General features: G+C 40.1%; 18 protein-coding genes. 2 read left to right on the top strand and 16 right to left on the bottom strand.

From position 1 onward, the window contains the following. Positions 1-12: 12 nt before the first annotated feature. Positions 13-2031: an alpha amylase C-terminal domain-containing protein gene (locus tag ACE1EF_RS16530; protein WP_375721802.1), complete on the bottom strand. Its 2019-nt coding sequence runs from the start codon at positions 2029-2031 to the stop codon at positions 13-15. 192 nt (positions 2032-2223) lie between these two features. Here ACE1EF_RS16530 and ACE1EF_RS16525 point away from each other — a divergent pair, with 192 nt between their 5' ends. Then, the gene (locus ACE1EF_RS16525; RefSeq protein ID WP_375721801.1) at positions 2224-3171 is read left to right on the top strand and encodes a phosphoribosylaminoimidazolesuccinocarboxamide synthase; all 948 of its coding nucleotides are present in this window, start codon (positions 2224-2226) and stop codon (positions 3169-3171) included. A gap of 170 nt (positions 3172-3341) precedes the next feature. On the opposite strand, the gene tsaB is transcribed toward ACE1EF_RS16525, so the two are convergent. The 8 genes from tsaB to ACE1EF_RS16485 all read right to left on the bottom strand — a co-directional run bounded on the left by tsaB (position 3342) and on the right by ACE1EF_RS16485 (position 7994). Then, positions 3342-4037, bottom strand: a complete 696-nt coding sequence (gene tsaB, locus ACE1EF_RS16520; protein ID WP_375721800.1) for a tRNA (adenosine(37)-N6)-threonylcarbamoyltransferase complex dimerization subunit type 1 TsaB — start codon at positions 4035-4037, stop codon at positions 3342-3344. A 1-nt stretch (position 4038) separates the two neighbouring features. After that, positions 4039-4785 carry a DUF6048 family protein gene (locus tag ACE1EF_RS16515; RefSeq protein WP_375721799.1) on the bottom strand — a complete coding sequence of 249 codons (747 nt, stop codon included), beginning with the start codon at positions 4783-4785 and terminating at the stop codon, positions 4039-4041. After that, a complete protein-coding gene (locus ACE1EF_RS16510) occupies positions 4739-5212 on the bottom strand; it encodes a DUF6452 family protein (protein WP_375721798.1) in 474 nt (157 codons plus the stop codon). Before ACE1EF_RS16510 ends, ACE1EF_RS16515 begins: the two co-directional genes overlap by 47 nt. Positions 5213-5231: 19 nt before the next feature. Beyond that, positions 5232-5453: an RNA-binding S4 domain-containing protein gene (locus tag ACE1EF_RS16505; protein WP_375721797.1), complete on the bottom strand. Its 222-nt coding sequence runs from the start codon at positions 5451-5453 to the stop codon at positions 5232-5234. 49 nt (positions 5454-5502) lie between these two features. Further along, positions 5503-5874, bottom strand: coding sequence for a hypothetical protein (locus tag ACE1EF_RS16500; RefSeq protein WP_375721796.1), 372 nt, complete (start codon positions 5872-5874; stop codon positions 5503-5505). Beyond that, positions 5852-6286, bottom strand: a complete 435-nt coding sequence (locus ACE1EF_RS16495) for a rhodanese-like domain-containing protein (protein WP_375721795.1) — start codon at positions 6284-6286, stop codon at positions 5852-5854. The genes ACE1EF_RS16500 and ACE1EF_RS16495 overlap by 23 nt, the downstream gene beginning before the upstream one ends. Before the next feature lie 29 nt (positions 6287-6315). Beyond that, a complete protein-coding gene (gene hemW / locus ACE1EF_RS16490; protein WP_375721794.1) occupies positions 6316-7443 on the bottom strand; it encodes a radical SAM family heme chaperone HemW in 1128 nt (375 codons plus the stop codon). Positions 7444-7742: 299 nt separating this feature from the next. Next, entirely contained in the window at positions 7743-7994 is a 252-nt protein-coding gene (locus ACE1EF_RS16485) for a hypothetical protein (protein ID WP_375721793.1), read from the bottom strand. Between the two features lie 330 nt (positions 7995-8324). Between ACE1EF_RS16485 and ACE1EF_RS16480 the strand changes: the two genes are divergently transcribed. Next, entirely contained in the window at positions 8325-10823 is a 2499-nt protein-coding gene (locus ACE1EF_RS16480; protein ID WP_375721792.1) for a hybrid sensor histidine kinase/response regulator, read from the top strand. A gap of 6 nt (positions 10824-10829) precedes the next feature. On the opposite strand, the gene ACE1EF_RS16475 is transcribed toward ACE1EF_RS16480, so the two are convergent. The 7 genes from ACE1EF_RS16475 to ACE1EF_RS16445 all read right to left on the bottom strand — a co-directional run bounded on the left by ACE1EF_RS16475 (position 10830) and on the right by ACE1EF_RS16445 (position 17185). Continuing rightward, positions 10830-12179: a sigma-54-dependent transcriptional regulator gene (locus ACE1EF_RS16475; protein WP_375721791.1), complete on the bottom strand. Its 1350-nt coding sequence runs from the start codon at positions 12177-12179 to the stop codon at positions 10830-10832. Positions 12180-12357: 178 nt separating this feature from the next. Beyond that, on the bottom strand, positions 12358-12714 hold the full coding sequence (locus ACE1EF_RS16470) for a hypothetical protein (RefSeq protein WP_375721790.1): 357 nt from the start codon (positions 12712-12714) through the stop codon (positions 12358-12360). A gap of 225 nt (positions 12715-12939) precedes the next feature. Beyond that, positions 12940-13557 (bottom strand): LysE family translocator, encoded by a 618-nt coding sequence (locus tag ACE1EF_RS16465; RefSeq protein WP_375721789.1) that lies wholly within the window; start codon positions 13555-13557, stop codon positions 12940-12942. A gap of 4 nt (positions 13558-13561) precedes the next feature. Further along, complete coding sequence (locus tag ACE1EF_RS16460) at positions 13562-14290, bottom strand: hypothetical protein (protein WP_375721788.1); 729 nt, start codon at positions 14288-14290, stop codon at positions 13562-13564. Continuing rightward, positions 14287-15597 (bottom strand): cryptochrome/photolyase family protein, encoded by a 1311-nt coding sequence (locus tag ACE1EF_RS16455; protein ID WP_375721787.1) that lies wholly within the window; start codon positions 15595-15597, stop codon positions 14287-14289. Before ACE1EF_RS16455 ends, ACE1EF_RS16460 begins: the two co-directional genes overlap by 4 nt. Next, on the bottom strand, positions 15597-16691 hold the full coding sequence (locus tag ACE1EF_RS16450) for a glycosyltransferase family 2 protein (protein ID WP_375721786.1): 1095 nt from the start codon (positions 16689-16691) through the stop codon (positions 15597-15599). Before ACE1EF_RS16450 ends, ACE1EF_RS16455 begins: the two co-directional genes overlap by 1 nt. Beyond that, entirely contained in the window at positions 16688-17185 is a 498-nt protein-coding gene (locus ACE1EF_RS16445; protein ID WP_375721785.1) for a 1-acyl-sn-glycerol-3-phosphate acyltransferase, read from the bottom strand. The genes ACE1EF_RS16450 and ACE1EF_RS16445 overlap by 4 nt, the downstream gene beginning before the upstream one ends. Positions 17186-17305: the final 120 nt, after the last annotated feature.

The following is a 17305-nucleotide window of genomic DNA, read 5'->3' as shown; positions in this document are numbered from 1 at the left end:
TGGTTTTTTGTATCAGAACAGTTTCTTTGTTTCCTGTCTCTTCATGACAAAAGCTATGCGTGATGGAATATATAAACGTAGCCAGTGTTTCTTTTCCAGTCTGGATGGCGCAGAAGTGTAATAGGTCATTTTATCATCAATCCTGTTAAAGCCACCAAATTCCGTCGAATCCGTGTTCAGAATTATTTTGTAGCGTCCCGGATCAATCTGTATCCCATAGTCCGTAAAGGATTGGTTAGGATTGAAGTTGAAGACAAAAATCAGGTCTTTGCGTTGAAATATCAGAACCTGATCTTTTTCATTGCTGCTGTGTACGCCAGTAAAGGCATTTGCAAAATCATCTTCTGATGACAGCAGCTGAATCATGGCCTTATCAAATGCGTTTAAGAATTTATACTTCAGATTTTCATTATCCACCAGACTCCATTGCCTGCGGGCATATTTAAATGACCAGTTATTTCCTTCACGCGGGAAATCGATCCATTCCGGATGGCCGAACTCGTTACCCATGAAGTTAAGATAACCGCCATTGATTGTTGATGCAGTAATCAGCCGGATCATCTTATGCAGGGTTAAACCACGGTCCACGGTCAGATTCTGGTCAAAAACCTGCATATGCCAGTACATCTCTTTATCGATAAGGCGGAATATAATGGTTTTGTCGCCTACGAGGGCCTGGTCATGTGATTCAGCATAGTTTATGGTCTGTTCTTCCGACCGGTGATTCGTCAGCTCATGAAAGATGCCACCAACATTCCAGTTTTCATCCTGAACCTCCTTAATGATCTTGATCCAGTAATCCGGAATTCCCATGGCCAGCCTGAAGTCAAACCCGATCCCGCCTTCGGTTGTTGTATATGCCAGGCCCGGCATACCACTCATTTCCTCTGCTACAGTTATAGCTTCCGGTTTCAGTTCATGGATCAGCTCATTGGCAAGAGCCAGATAAGTAATGGCGTCTTCATCCTGGCCTCCGTTGTAATAATCATCATATGAAGTAAATGCTTTTCCAAGACCATGATCGTAATAAAGCATACTGGTTACGCCATCGAACCGGAATCCATCGAAACCGATGGTCTCAATCCAGTAACGGCAGTTGGAAAGCAGGAAACGCATCGTATCTTCTTTACCGTAGTCGAAACAGAGAGAATCCCATGCCGGGTGTTCCCTGCGGTTTATATCTTCGTGAAAATAGAGTTTGCCTGAACCGTCAAGCTTGCCTATCCCTTCGTTTTCATTTTTAACCGCGTGACTGTGTACAATATCCATGATAACCAGGATGCCGTTTTCATGGCAGGCATCAATAAGCCGTCTCAGTTCCTCCGGTGTGCCAAAACGGCTGGAAACAGCAAAAAAGTTGCTGACATGGTATCCGAATGAACCATAATACGGATGCTCCTGGATGGCCATAAACTGTATCACGTTATATCCGAGATCAACAATACGGGGCAGTGTTTTTTCCCTGAATTCATTAAATGAACCAACCCGTTCCATTTCTGTTGCCATTCCGATGTGGCACTCATATATAAATGGCGATTTGCCGTTAAGAGAAGGCTGGGGAGCTGTAAATTCAAACCGGTCCTCCGGTTGCCATACCTGCGCACTGAAGATGTATGTATTTTCATCCTGAACCACACGTTTTGCAAAAGCAGGTAGTCGTTCAGCCTGTCCACCATCCCAGCTGACCAGCATTTTATATAAATCACCATGGTTTAGTTGATCTTTTTCAAGTATGATTTCCCAGATACCGTTTCCCACGTTTTTCATCTGGTATTCCTCCAGAGCCTGCCAGTTATTAAAGGTTCCGATAAGAAAGATACCGGTGGCATTAGGGGCATATTCCCTGAAAACCCAGCCGTCATTCATGGGATGAAGTCCCAGCAGGTTATGCCAGGCCGCACAGTTTTGAAGGCTTCCAAATTTCTGTATCAGTTCAAGCCGTTTTGATATGACCCGTTCATGACGTCTTACAATGGTATCGGTAAACGGTTCAAGCCACGGATCGAGTTTTAATAAGCCTGGTGTATGCATATTCGTGTTATTTTCTATAAAAATAGTGAGATTTTTTCACTTTAGTTGACTCATCCCGAAAAGATTTCAGGAATTGATTCCATCAGGAATTAACAGTACAGTTTACATTTATTTAGATTTTATACATATTAAAATCCCGTATCATAGATCAAAATTTTTTATTTTTGTGTGAATCATTAAAACAATAAAAAAATGAGTAAAGCACTGGTTAAAACCGACTATAATTTCCCCGGACAAAAGAGTGTCTATCATGGAAAAGTAAGAGACGTTTATGATATTAACGGAGAGTATCTTGTCATGATAGTTTCAGACAGAATATCGGCTTTTGATGTGGTACTCCCCAAGGGTATTCCCTATAAAGGTCAGGTTTTGAACCAGATCGCTGAGCGTTTCCTTGATGCAACTCAGGATATCGTGCCTAACTGGAAAATTGCTTCTCCCGATCCATCAGTAACTGTAGGGCATCGATGCGACCCGTTTAAGGTTGAGATGGTTATTCGTGGTTATCTTACAGGACATGCCTGGCGGGAATATCGTTCAGGAAAACGTTCACTTTGTGGCGTCCCGTTACCTGAAGGAATGGTTGAGAACCAGAAGTTCCCGGAGCCAATTGTTACGCCGACAACCAAAGCAGATGAAGGCCATGATGAAGACATCAGCCGCGAGGAAATTTTGGCACAGGGACTTGTTTCTGAGGCAGATTATGATTTACTGGAAAAATATACCAGGGCATTATTTCAGAGAGGGACAGAGCTGGCTGCTGAGAAGGGCCTGATCCTGGTAGATACCAAATATGAATTTGGTAAGAAGGATGGTACAATTTACCTGATTGATGAGATTCATACACCGGATTCATCACGTTATTTCTATGCCGAAGGGTATGAAGAACGTTTGAATAAGGGTGAGAAACAAAAACAGCTTTCAAAAGAGTTTGTGCGTCAATGGCTTATCGAGAATGGATTTCAGGGGCAGGAAGGTCAGAAGGTGCCGGAAATGAGCGAGGAATTCGTGAACCAGGTTTCAGATCGTTACATTGAACTTTACGAACATATTGTAGGTGAGCAGTTCAAAAAAGCAGAAGTGGAGGACGTGGCTGCACGTATTGAAAAGAACGTGACCGAATTCATTAAAGGAATGTGATCTTAATAGATCTCAGGAATTAAGACATTAGATAGAAAGCACGGATTACGGTTCGTGCTTTTTTTCTGTTATTTGGTAAGGAAAGAGAACGTCATATTAAATTCTATGTGATACGAGAATAAATCTGCGAAACTTAGCGCCGTCATCGGCGGGAAATATTTAAAATAAAACTATTTCCCCAAAACGTTTTTTGTAGAGACAGTTGCAACAAAGTTCTTCAGATAAAACGGTTCAAAATAAGCTACATCCTCAAACTGTTTTTCTTTAAATGCTTTTTCTGCAAGAACAGCAAGATATTTTGCCATGGGATGGATGCTGTCTTTAAATTTCAGCTGGGGTAAGGAAAGCACATTGATGCATTTTTCTGCACCATTCCCGAAAACATAGACCTCCCTATCTTTATATTCAAGCAACGACTCAGCATCTATAACTTCTGCCACGGTTGGTTTAATGCGGTTCAGAGCTTTATCAAAAACAGCGTAATAGACTTCCATCCGTCTTGCATCAATCATCGGGCAAAGCAGTGGATCACCCTTTATGTTCCATTCGGTGAGCAAGCCCTGGGTTAAAACGGTATGCGTGTCAACCGCAATTAAAGGAATCCCGTATCCGTAACATAATCCTTTGGCCAGCGAAACGCCAATCCGCAATCCGGTATAGGACCCTGGCCCGCTGCAAACAGCAACAGCATCCGGATTCAGTCCGGCTTTTTCAGCTTCATCCAGCACTTCATCAACAAATATTCCTGTTTTTACGGCATGTGAACGGTCTTCAAAACTCTCACGGTTAAACAGCACTTCCCCATCTTTACTGAACGCCACTGAACCAACCTCTGTCGATGTATCTATTGAAAGAATATTTGCCATGTTACTCTGTTAATGAACCTTTTTTTATTGGTAACGCGTAGGATACATATATGTTTGCTGACACGTTTACATTATTGCTGTATTTCCCGAATCCGGGAATCATATAAGGTGTTACATCTCTTGTGGATGTCTTTAGCATGCGTTTTCCCCTTACTGTCCATCCAAAGAACCAGTTTTTGGCGATCTCTGTTTTAACACCTACCGTAAGTTCGCCCCAAAAAGAGTGAAAATTCTGCCCCGGGAATTCAAAGTTCATATCTGTCCCCGTATTATTGAGGATTATGTTATCAGCATTTTGTGTAAGATTAGCGTAAGCCAGTCTTATCCCGACATAGAACATATCCCGATCGTCTTTGTCATTATATTTGAGAAAGTTATCATCCACACCCACCCTGAAAAACAGTCCGTTGGTTTGCAGATTATATGTAGGTTGGTCCAGTGATACAAATTCATGACCTAACTCAAATACGGGGAAAAAGCGTCCTTTTATTTCAGTGTCAATACTGGCTTCCATTCCACCTCGTGTGATGCCGTCGATAAAGGGATAAAGATACCGTGTAGGGTCCAGACTGATTCTCAAGTATTTCGTTCTGCCTTCAGGTATAACATATTTAGGACGCTCGTTTTGTTGTTCTTCCTCCGTATTTTCTGTCGTTACCTGCGAAAAGGCAGAAAATGAGAATGTAAGAAGCAAAATAAAACTAATATGTAATTTTAATATTCTCAACTTCAATATCTGTTGTAACATTTTTTGATAACCAGAATAATGAATCAATATTCTGCCCGGTATATTTTACACTGTCCAGCAAGAATTCGGGCACAAACCCACAGGCTTCGTCCAGAAAATCCACTTTCATGGAATGATAAAATACAATGATGTCTGTTGTTGTGTCGATAGAATCTGCTGCAATAAATAAAAATGCTGTTGTGTCTGATGAAAGGGATAACGGCAGTGTTTTTATGTATGCTGACGCTGCACCCGAGTTATAGAGGGTGTCATCCGGGTTTTCAAATGGACTGATGATAACACGGTTTACAATACTTGATGCGTTTTTTTGCAGAGCATAGTTTACACCTGCTATGGTGCTGTGATTGCATTCGTCGGTTTTATTGCACGCTAGCAACAGGGCAAAAATCCCGGCAACAAAAAATATGTGAGTCTTATTTTTCAACATCAGGTGTAAAGATAACCGTTCACTTTTCAGAGGCACCGGTGATTTTTATTTTTTGACCTTCGTACTCAATAATGTCTCCATCTCTCAGTTTGGCTCGTTTTCTGTATTCCGTTTGACCATTTAGCATCACTTCTCCGTCTTCGACAACTATCTTTGCATGGCCACCGGTTTGAACCAGTTGCATTACTTTCAACAGCTTGATTAATTCTATGTATTCTGTTTTTAACTGAAATGTAAGCATTTGAGTAAATTTGAAATGCAAAGATAATGCTTCTGCCAGATAGTTTAGATCAGAATTTTGTTAATCCTTTATAATTAATATAATATTCGCCGTTCACTACCGGCTGTGCCATTTCTTCATCACTGTCGCCGTTTGCATTGGCAATGCCTACACTTGCAAAATACATGGATGCATTATGCTTTGCAGCCAGTTCCCTTATTTGTGCTGCCGTATGAGGCTGCAGAACGCCCATATGCGGATAACGTGCCGTGCGAACGACAATCAGGGCTTTGTTACCATCAATTTCTGCCAGAATTTGTGGGTTGACATCCGGTTCTTTTCTCACATTAAGTACTTTAAGACCCTGATCTACCAGATCTTTGTAAACGACTTTTATGCCCAGGAAATGGAGTTCTTCCTCATTTAATTTTCTTTCGCTCATGCCGGCTGATTTTTTTCACCGGAAAATGCTCTTTTTTCCAGTTTCGGATTCCTTTTTTTAAATTATATATTGTGGTAAAGCCTTCCTTCGCCATTAGTTTGGTAGCCTGGTTCGATCTGAACCCAACTTCGCAGTAGACAAATACAGGAGCTTCCCTGTCCAGGGTGTCCATGGCATTGTACAAATCCTGTTTGTTAGCTGCATGAACCGAACCATTTAATTTGTATTTTTTGTAATGGGCATTGTCACGCACATCAATAATCACAGGGTCAGGAACCTCCTGCAGTCTTGCATAATACATATCAGGCAAAAGGGTGACAATAGCATTGGTGGTATCTTCTGCTGCATCCTGAGCCTGACACAAAGGAGGAAGCAAAACAAGCAAAACAATGAGTATTTTTACAACCTTCATAAATGCAAATATATAAGTTTAAAAAGTGCTTACACAAACATCAGATCCGACATAATATGATCAGAAATGAATATACCGCTTCTGTTCAGCCTTATGATATGATTATCAACATTTAAATTGCCCGATTGAATAAATTTTTGGGCATTTTTAACGAAGTAGTCATGTTTTTCGCGCCCGAATAATTCCAGGAGTTCGCTAAGATTACAACCTTTCATTGTCCGCATTCGCGTGATAATGTAATCATTATATTGTGTGTCGATATCCAGTATTTCTTCTTCAAAACAGGACTCATGGTTGTTTATGGCTTTAATATAAGCTGCATTGTCAGCTATGTTCCATTGCCGTGTTTTCCCATTATAAGAATGTGCTGAAGGCCCCACTCCCCTGTAGATACTGCCGTTCCAGTAGGATGAGTTATGTCGGCTTTCCCAGCCAGGGATGGAAAAATTACTGATTTCGTATTGTTGAAATCCTGCCTTATTTGTTGTATCAATTAATAAAGCAAACATTTCCAAAACAGATTCATCCGCCATTGGCTGCATCCTGTTGTTTTTAACCAGGTTGTAAAACAAAGTTCCTTTCTCATACATAAGACTGTAAGAGGACAAATGTTTAACCGGAAGTTTCAATGCCCTGTCAAGTGTGTATGCCCAACTCTTCATGGTCTGTGCCGGGATGCCATATATCAGGTCGATGGTCAGATTTTCAAATCCGCTATTATATGCATTTTCGATGGCATCAATAGCCTGCTGTGCATTGTGACGCCGGTTCATAAATTTCAGTTCCCCATCGATCAGTGACTGTACCCCCATACTTAATCTGTTGACAGGTAGTGACCTGAAAAATTTTATTTTATCAGATGTCAGATCATCAGGGTTGGCTTCAATTGTTATTTCAGCGGTATCACTGATATTGAATTCTGAATAAATTGTTTCAAATAGGTCGTTCAACAGATCATCCGGAAGCAGGGATGGTGTGCCACCACCCAAATAAACCGTATGCAGCATTTCGCTTTCAGAGAAATGAGATCTGGTTTTTATTTCTTTTATAATAGCAGAAACAAGCGGCCTCATCAGGTTCAGACCTGTTGAAGTATGAAAATCACAGTACCCGCAGCGGGTTTTGCAAAATGGGATATGAATGTACAATCCGGCCATTACAACTTAAAAGTGCGTGAAATTAAAAACTCCTGTTGAAAGATGAAACCAATTTGGTGAATGATTAAAGTATTTTAAGTAATATTTCCCGGTTGGCTTATGTCTTTACTTAGCCCTGGCTAATCAGGCTCCGGTAAACCACACGTTGTTGTTATAAGTTTATGTGTTTGACAGGAAAATCGGGACAATAAAAAAGGGCTAACCTCTCGATTAGCCCCAAGTCAAAAAGACCTCAATTTACCCCACTATTACTCACTTGCAATTATTGCAGGACTCTCCAACCTGCAATATTTTTAATATTATTTAGCTTCTTCAGCTTTTTTCTCTTTTTTAGATTCTTCTTTTTTCTTGTCACAACTTTTTTCTTTGTCGCAACACTTCTTTTCACATGCTTTCTTGTCAGCACTCTCTTTTTTCTCTTTCTTATCTTTTTCAGGAGCCTGAACAACTACTATTTCATCTCCATTGAGAACAGTTGCAGCTGCGTTCGCAGGAACCATAAGCATCATCGAAAGAACGAATGCGGCTAAAAATTTAATGATGTTTTTCATCGTATTGTTGTTATTTTTTGATTATGTCTATTGCAAATATAAAACATTTATTTAGACTTAGTCAATATAAACAACAAATTATTATGTTAAAATTCATCAAGCATGTTTAAATCTATATATGAAATCGAATAAGTAGGATATAAAATGCACACTGTAAGTGTAGTTATATTGACATAAGTCGTATATTAAATAAACAATAGAAAAGGATATTTTCATATTTGGTACTGCTTTTGCTGCAAATCCGTTTGAGTAAAATACCGGTTTTTTGCATTATGGTTGTTTTAATACCAAAAGGCATATCCGGCCGTTTTAATTTAAGAGATAAGGAAAATGAGAAATCCATTACAGGATATTAAAGTAAAACTTTTTCTTGGTTATTTTATTCTGGTTATTATTACCGGATTAACAGGATGGCTTGTTTATTCCGAACTGATACAGAACGGCAAGGAAAGTGTAAAAATAAATCCCGCCAATGAGAAGATAATCTACATAAACGGTATTCTTTCCAATCTATACACAGCAGAGGGGCTTGAACGCAATCTTTTACAAACCGGGGATTCTAAGTATTTTTCCAGTTATATTGAATTAATGGACAGTGTGGAATTACAGATTGATTCTTTAAACACACTGATTGAAAATCCGGGGCAGAAGAACTACACCGACACCATCCTGACATTGCTGGAAAACAAGAGGAAAAATATAACAGAGCTAAAGTATCTGAAAGAAAACTATTCAGCGAGTGCGCTTTACGAAAAAACACTGAAAGATCTCGAACTGAACCGGGATTCCATTATTCAGTATTTTACGGTCAGTCAAAAGCAGACCACTAAATATGATTCAACATATATTAAACGTGAAAAGCCAACTTTTTTCAACCGGCTGTTTGGATTGTTCAGTGATCAGACACCAAAAGATTCTGCACTTCAGGTTAAAATCAGCAAATATATTCAACGTGATAGTCTCTACAATAATATGAATCCTGCAGATTCCGTGGCTGCCCTTCTCAATTCCATCTCAAAAGAAATTAAAAACAGAAGTTTAAATGCAGAGAAGCGGATTCGGCTAAAAGAAAAAGAAATTCTGGAAAGTGATAAGACGATTACCCTGCAGCTTAAAGAGATATTGTCAGTTGTGGAAAATGAAGAATTGATGGCTTCATTTACAAAAGTCTACAAACAACAGGAGCACAATGAAGTCATCACCCGTTACATTGTATTGCTTGGTATCCTGGCACTGTTTACCATTCTGTTTTTTGCAGTTAATATCCTTCGGGATGTCACTAAAAGTCAGCACTACAGGCAGGGTCTTGAATCTGCAAAAAACGAAACAGAACTGGTTCTGAAAAGTAAAGAGCAGTTTATGTTAAGCCTGACACACGATCTGAAGTCGCCATTGAATGCTATTTCCGGTTTCACAAGTCTCATTGCAGCTGAAAAAACGACACCTACCGTAAAAAGGTATCTGAAAAATATTGAACAGTCATCAACGCATATTCTTAAACTGGTGAACAGCCTGCTTGACCTGGCCCGTCTACAGCAAGGTAAACTTAATATAAACCCTGTGCCGGTTAACCTCTGTTTGCTTATTAATGAGGTAACAGAAAATTACAGACCCGGTGCAATAAACAAAAAAGTTGACTTTAAACTCGACAATAAGATATTACCCGAACAGAACTATATTGGTGACCCCGTAAGGATCACCCAGATCCTGGTTAATCTCATTTCAAATGCCATAAAATTTACAAATACAGGCTCTGTTGAGGTCAGGGTTGCCCCTAAAAGCATAAACGATAAAACAGATGAAATCACACTCGAAGTTATTGATACCGGAATTGGCATAGATCGAGATGAGCTGCCCTATATTTTTGATGAATTTGCAAGAGGTAAGGCTGATAAAGGGTCATATGAAGGTACGGGACTGGGGCTGACCATAACAAAAAAGCTGGTGGATCTTTTGCAGGGGAATATAAGTGTTATCAGTTCACCCGGAAAGGGAAGCCATTTTACGCTTAAGTTTCCGCTGGATAAAACCGGGCAGAAAGCAGAGAATATTCCGGATATAAAATCTGAAAAGACAACTTCAGATCTTGCTGTTTTACGCGAAATGACAATCTGGGTTGTTGATGACGATGAACTGATGCTGGAAATGCTTGATGCCGTATTAACATCTTATGGAGCAACCGTTCGGGTTTTTAATGATCCATTGTTAGCTGCAAATGAGTTTGAAACCCGTAAAGCCGATTTAGTCATCACCGATGTTCAGATGCCCGGAATGGATGGTCCTGATTTACTGAAGAGGATAAAACAGAAATCAGGAGGAAGTTTTCCGGCTATTGCCATGTCAGGGCGGGATGAAAGTAGTGATCAGGAAATAGAAGATAACTTTATGGCATTTATACAGAAACCATTTGATCCCAATGATTTGCTTGATATTATCGTTTCCAGCCTTGAAAAAATAATAAATGGTAAGGTGGTAAACACGGAACAGGATTTAAGTTACAGCCTGGATAAAATAAAACGTTTTGTCGGAGAAGATCGCGAAGGACTAAAAAGTATATTGCGTTCATATGTTGAAACAAGCAAAGAGCATATTACCCTGCTTGAAACAAATCTTACCGACCGGAATTTTGATAACATTAGTGAGGTAGCCCATAAAATGTTGAATTTCCTCAGGCAGATGGAGGTCAGGGAGCTGATCGGTATTTTTTCTGACCTGGAGAATTACAGAACATCAGGGATGACGGAACAGCAATTAATAGAGCTAACCTTCAATGGTATCAGAAAAATGAACCGGTTGATTCACACGATAAAACAGAAGGAGAATATTTAGACCCCTTCAGTCAGTACCTTCTTTTCCATCGGAAAGCTCAATATTGTATAACCTGAGTTTATTGTACAGTGTTTTACGATCTATTTTCAGCAGTCTGGCAGCCTGGCTTTTATTATGACCTGTGGCGTCAAGAGCCTTAAGGATGAGTTCCTTTTCATTTTGACTGTTGTAAAGTGAGAATGCAGATTCACTATCGGGCTTTTCGTATAACTCTTCAGGAATATCGGCCCGGCTTATTTCATTTCCTTCGGTCAAAAGTGTTGCCCGTTTAACCACATTCAGCATTTCGCGAAGGTTTCCCGGCCAGTCATATTGCATAAAAACAGAAGTCACATCATTGTCAAAGCCATCCACGCTGCGGTTAAGAAATGCGTTAGCCTGATCCAGAAAATGTTCGGCGAACATCATTATATCTGCCTGCCTTTCTCTGAGGGCTGGAACTTCGATCATAAATTCATTTAACCGGTGAAACAGGTCCTCTCTGAAATCTCCTTTTTCACAGGCATCTCTCAGGTCTTCATTTGTTGCTGCAACAATGCGGACATCAATTTTCACCTCTTTTGTGCTGCCCACCGGCTTGATTACACGTTCCTGTATGGTTCTTAAAAGCTGAACCTGGGAATCATACGAAAGGTTGCCGATTTCATCCAGAAATAATGTTCCGCCGTTAGCTGCTTCAAACTGGCCCACTTTATCTGTAACCGCTCCGGTAAAGGATCCTTTTACATGTCCGAAAAATTCACTCGCCACAAGTTCTCTTGGTATAGCACCACAATCCACCGCAACAAAAGGTTTCTTTCTTCTGTCGCTCAGATTATGAATAGTACGTGCTACCAGCTCTTTCCCTGTTCCGCTTTCTCCGATAATTAAGACAGACATCGGCGTTGGAGCAACCAGTTCAATATACCGTTTTAACCGTTTTGACGCCGGACTCTTTCCTTCAACAAAATCCTTGTTTTCTTCCTTTTTGCCTGGTTTATGTTCATCGTCGCGTTTAGCAGTCTCAATGGCTTCCTCGATTAGTTTCAGCACTTCATCGGGCAAAAAAGGTTTGGGTATGTAATTAAAGGCACCTTCTTTGATGGATTGTATGGCCGTGTTATAATTGGCGTAGCTGGTCATCATGATTATCTGTGTTTTAGGCGTAATGCTCTTTATCAGACGGATGACGTCCATGCCATTTATATCAGGCAATCGAAGGTCAGTTAATACCACATCGAAAAAAGTTTTAGTGATCAGGTCTTTAACAGTTGCAGGAGAAAAAACTGAAGTTACTTTGTATTTATGCTTTTCCAGGTAGGTTTTAAGCATCATACAAAACGTTACATCATCATCAATTACCAGGATATTTGCCATACATATTACATCAAAAAAGAATTCCCCAATTTATGAATATTGCTTAAGAAGAACAATACAGATTTTTATTATGACATATTAAATTAAAAAAACCCCTGCCGGAGGGCTCCGGTCAGAGGTTATTGGATACCTGTTATCCTGATGATAATTAAGATGATTTGGGTACTTTTTATGAAGTTTACTCTTCTGATGGTGATTGTTCTTCAGCAGAACTATCCGCATTCAAATCTTCTTTCTTAAAAACAGTTCCTTCTTTATCGAAATAAAGGGCCCATTTTGTATCTTCCTTACTGACATCTACTTTGTACGTGCCATCACTTCCCAGGTAATACTTGTCTACTGTGAAGTTTGAGAATTTTTCACTTAAGGCTGTGGTAATCACTTCAGGAACATCATCTTTTGTGATCTCCTTATAGGTTACCTCATCCTGTTGCGCTGCTACTGCAGAATTTTCATGTACTGTGGCATTACTTATAGTTGGTACTGACAATCCAAGTGTCATCACTGCTGCTGTTAAAATCATTAATTTTTTCATAACTTATTTTTTTAATTAGTAATTGTTACGCTTTGATCTGTATATAAGAAAAGGATGTGCCACAAAATTTTTGGATGTGTAAGGGTTGAGTTAATGTATTAAATACCAGTAGAATAAAAATTGTTTTTATGCAGGGAATAAGTGAACGGACAATATCACATCAGCTGTGGATTCACCATGATGATGTAGATTAATTCTACAACAGAAACTACATATAAAGGAAGATTAAAAAAATAAGAGTGAAATGGCAATTCCGGTAAAAACAACGGCGGAGATCACATTCATATTACGCGAAAAATTATTATGCTCACGTAACATTTCGCCAAATGTGCCGGCAAAATATCCTGCAGAACCAAAAACAACAACCACCTGAAAGGCAAAAATTACGCCCAGAACAATAAACTGAAGCATAACCTTCCCCAGGTCAGGATCTACAAATCGTGGTAAGAATGCGATAAAAAATAAGGCGACTTTCGGATTCATAATGTTCATAAGAAAGCCCCGCCAGAACAGGTTATCTTTTTTTGTTACAGATCCGGAAATATTCAGACTGTCATTCCGGTGTTTAATGCTCATGTAAGCCAGATAAAACAGGTAAACAGCTCCTGCAATTTTCAGTATCCAGAATGCAACAGGCGATGTTTTAAAAAGGACCGACAAACCCAATGCAGCAGCAGAAGTATGCACCAGGTTACCGCTTGCCAGACCCATGGCAGTAGTAATACCGGCCCGCTTTCCGTTTGACAATCCCTGGGTAACGGTGAAAATAATATCAGGTCCCGGAGCAAGAATAATCAGTACGGAGGAGCCCAGAAAAAACAGCAGTGATGTGAGGTCAAACATTGGATCAGTTTTTTAATGCTTCCGGTTTTAATTCATTCGCGACCCAACTGTAACGGGGTTCAAAAATCAGAATCTCATCAAAAATACGAATGGCATTCGTTTTATAACCTTTCTTTAGTAAGGCTGTGCCATAATTTGTTTTAGCCATCAGGTAATACCAGCTGTTTTTCAGGTTCACACTATCAGATTCCAGCATGTGGATGGCTTTGTCATAGGTGCTGATGGCCAGGGTTTTGTCACCGCCAGCAAAGGCAGGAGCGTAGTATTTTCCATTGGCATATTCCATCAGTACATACGGATTATGATCATCCAGGGCCAACGCCTCGTTTATGTAACTGAAGCTGCGTGGGCCGAGAAATGGTGCTTTATAGGGTGATATGCCAATCTTAAAGCCGGTAAAAGCACATTTATAAGCCCAGTATCTTGCAACTTTATCGTTGCGTTTCATGAGCAAATCCAGATTTTTTTCTGCAACAATCAGAATCTTCCCGGCTTTATCATCCTGATCTTCACCAATTAAAAATCCAATCAGTCCATACTGAGCTTCAACGATGTTTTCCAGTAACTTAATGTCTGGTTTCGACTGGTAAAGTTTTTCCATATTGTTCAGGACCTGCTCCCATTTTTCCATATTGCCGGAGATATAAGCACTGTATATTTCTGCCTTAAAATCTTCAGCTTTAATAATGGAAGCCTTGAATACAAGCAGGAGTATGAAAACGTATGGTCTCATTTAAGTTTGTTAAGTGTTTCTTTATATACCTTTAAAGCTCTTTCCCTTGCCATCTTATGATCCACCACAGGCTGTACCATATGCAAATCATCCCCCAGCCATGTTTCGATGTATTTTCCATCGGGATCGAATTTTTTCGTTTGTGATTCCGGGTTAAAAATACGAAAATAGGGCGCAGCATCACAGCCTGTACCTGCTGCCCATTGCCAGCCGCCGTTATTGCTCGATAACTCGTAATCCGTCAGTTTTTCAGCGAAATAGGCTTCCCCCCATCGCCAGTCGATTAACAGATGTTTAGTCAGAAAACTGGCAACAATCATTCTTGCACGGTTGTGCATGTAGCCGGTTCGGTTAATCTGGTTCATCGCAGCATCAACAATTGGATAACCGGTCTTTCCATTGCACCAGATGTCAAACTCCTTTTCATTATTGCGCCATGGAATATGATTGTAAGCCGGTTTAAAAGCCCCGTCAACCACATATGGAAAATGCCAGAGGATCATCATGTAAAACTCGCGCCAGATGAGTTCATTCAAATAGGTTTTATTCATCCGGAAAGCTGTTCTGACCAGTTCCCTGATGCTTAATGTTCCAAACCGGAGATGAACCGACACCTTCGATGTGCCGTCCTGTGCCGGATAATCTCTCGTTTTGTCGTAATGCTGTATAATAGCTTCATCAATACGAACAGGAGAAACCATATGATCAGTCTCCCTGAATCCTATTCCGGAAAGCGAGGGCATAGGTGTAGGTTCAGTTTTTAAAAATGCATTTGTGTGCTCTTCAGAAGGGTAGGATTCCATATCTTTTTTACCCAGACCTGATAACCACTTTTTGCTGTAAGGTGTGAAAACGGTATAAGGGTTCCCATCATCCTTCAGAACCTCATCTTTTTCAAAAATAACCTGGTCCTTAAAGGAATAAACTTCTATGCCATTCATTAAGGCAAGCTCAGTCACAGCTTTATCCCGGTTTACGGCATCCGGTTCAAAATCGTGGTTGAACCAGACCGAAGTAATGGTAAATTCCCCGAACAGCTCCCTGTAAATTTCAACCGGTTTCCCGTGTTTCACAACCAGATCCGAGCCGGCCTCGTTCAGTTTTGTTTTGAGTTCTGTCACTTTTTCGTGAATAAAAGCAACGCGTCGATCGCACTTATTATCGAGTTTATTCAGAATGTCAGTATCGAAAATAAACAGTGGCAGAACCGGTAAGCCGGACGTGAGAGCTTTGTAAAGTCCGTGGTTGTCGTGTATGCGCAAATCTCTGCGAAACCAGAATACTGCGATATTTTGTTTTTTACTCATTAGATTTTAATTTTTCTACCCTTCCATGAATAGTTTTGCCGAAACCTGAAACTCAGAGCCCGGATGACAACGGTGATAAACATAAGCTGTCGTGGAATGATCAGAATCCAGGCTTTAAGCATGCTCTCCTGTGATAAGCGGCCAACAACAGCTTTGTAAACCAATACGCCAATAAGGTACATGGAAAGAAATCTGAAATCAGGCATTAATAACATGATTACAAGTCCTGATGTTGTAACAAGTACATGAAATAATGTAAAAGCAATGCTGTTGCCAAAAAAACGGATGACATTTTTTGCAAATCCATTGATGGCTTCAGTCCCGCTATTATACATTCGGCAGGAAATATCATCTCCTCCAAGCAGTGTGATACACCGGATATTAAATTTCTTGAACAACTGCATAATGGCGATGTCTTCTACCGCCTGATCTTTTTTCCACCAGTGGGGTTGATGTTCCATGTATACTGAGCGTTCAAACAGCATAAACTGACCATTAGCGCCACTAAAAACAGGCCGTCTGCTTTTTCTGACAAAAGCCAGCGGAAGCAAGGTTAACAGGATATCGTACATCAGAGATACGGTAAGCTGTTCGCCCATGGTTTTTTTAAACTGGTGTGGAAAAATGGACAACAGTCCTGCTTTTTTGTGCTGTAAATAACCGACAGCACTGGACGCCAGATGGGCTTCAGGACGAACATCAGCATCCATAAACATCAGATAATCACCATTAGAGGCTTTGGCCAGTTGATAGCAGGCATGATTTTTCCCCAGCCATCCCTCAGGTAGTTTTAGCCCTTTTACCAGTTTTACCCTCTCGTCATTTTCTGAAAAACGGGTCACTATTTCTGCTGTCCTGTCATCGCTTTGATCATCATACACCAGCACCTCCAGACGACGGTAAGTTTGTGAGCTTATTTGTTTCAGTAAGGACCCGATATTGTCTTCTTCATTTCTTGCAGGGATCAGAATGGAAATCAGAGGTTCATGTTCCGGTACCAGTTGAATAAGGTATGGCTGAATGGCAAAATTATACAGTACGACCACATTTCGGATCAGCAGATAAAATAATATGATTACAGCCAGGGCAATCATACATTAAGCGCGTTTAAACGGTTTCTGCATTCGGCCAGGAAGCTGTTGTAGGCATTTTCCATTTCACTGATATTTGTGAAGGATTTTGCTTCAATGCTTTTATAAAAAGAGTATAAGGTCGGTTTTTTATTTGAAAAATACTCTGTCAGGTTGACTACGAACATTAACTGAAGATTATCCGGCGCCCGATCTATGATGCGCATAATCCCTTTTTCAAAATGAACGGTTTCCTGGTTTTGTGGTCTGATTTCACCCTCAGGGAAAAAAAACAGAATATTATCCGGATTTTGCATCAGCCTGGAACAGTAATCCAACAATTTCAGGGTATTTCGACTGTTACGTTTGAGACCGGCAGCTCCTATTTTATTAAAATACATTCTGGATTTAAGTTGCTCATACAGCATAATGATATGGAATCTTTTACCAATGTTTATCCGGTTCAGATCATACATCCAGAATCCGTCCCACCAGCTGAAATGGTTCCCAATAGCCAATATAGCACTATTGACAGTGTTTTTTGAAACTTCATTAAAATTTAATTGATGAAAATTTCGCAAATTCAACCGGTGTATATACCAATTAAAGAAAGAAACATAGTGCTTATTATGTCTTGC

Source organism: Quyinboa sediminis (assembly GCF_042219855.1).
GTDB lineage: Bacteria > Bacteroidota > Bacteroidia > Bacteroidales > UBA5342 > JBHJHP01.
This window is presented reverse-complemented; position numbering and strand designations above follow the sequence as displayed.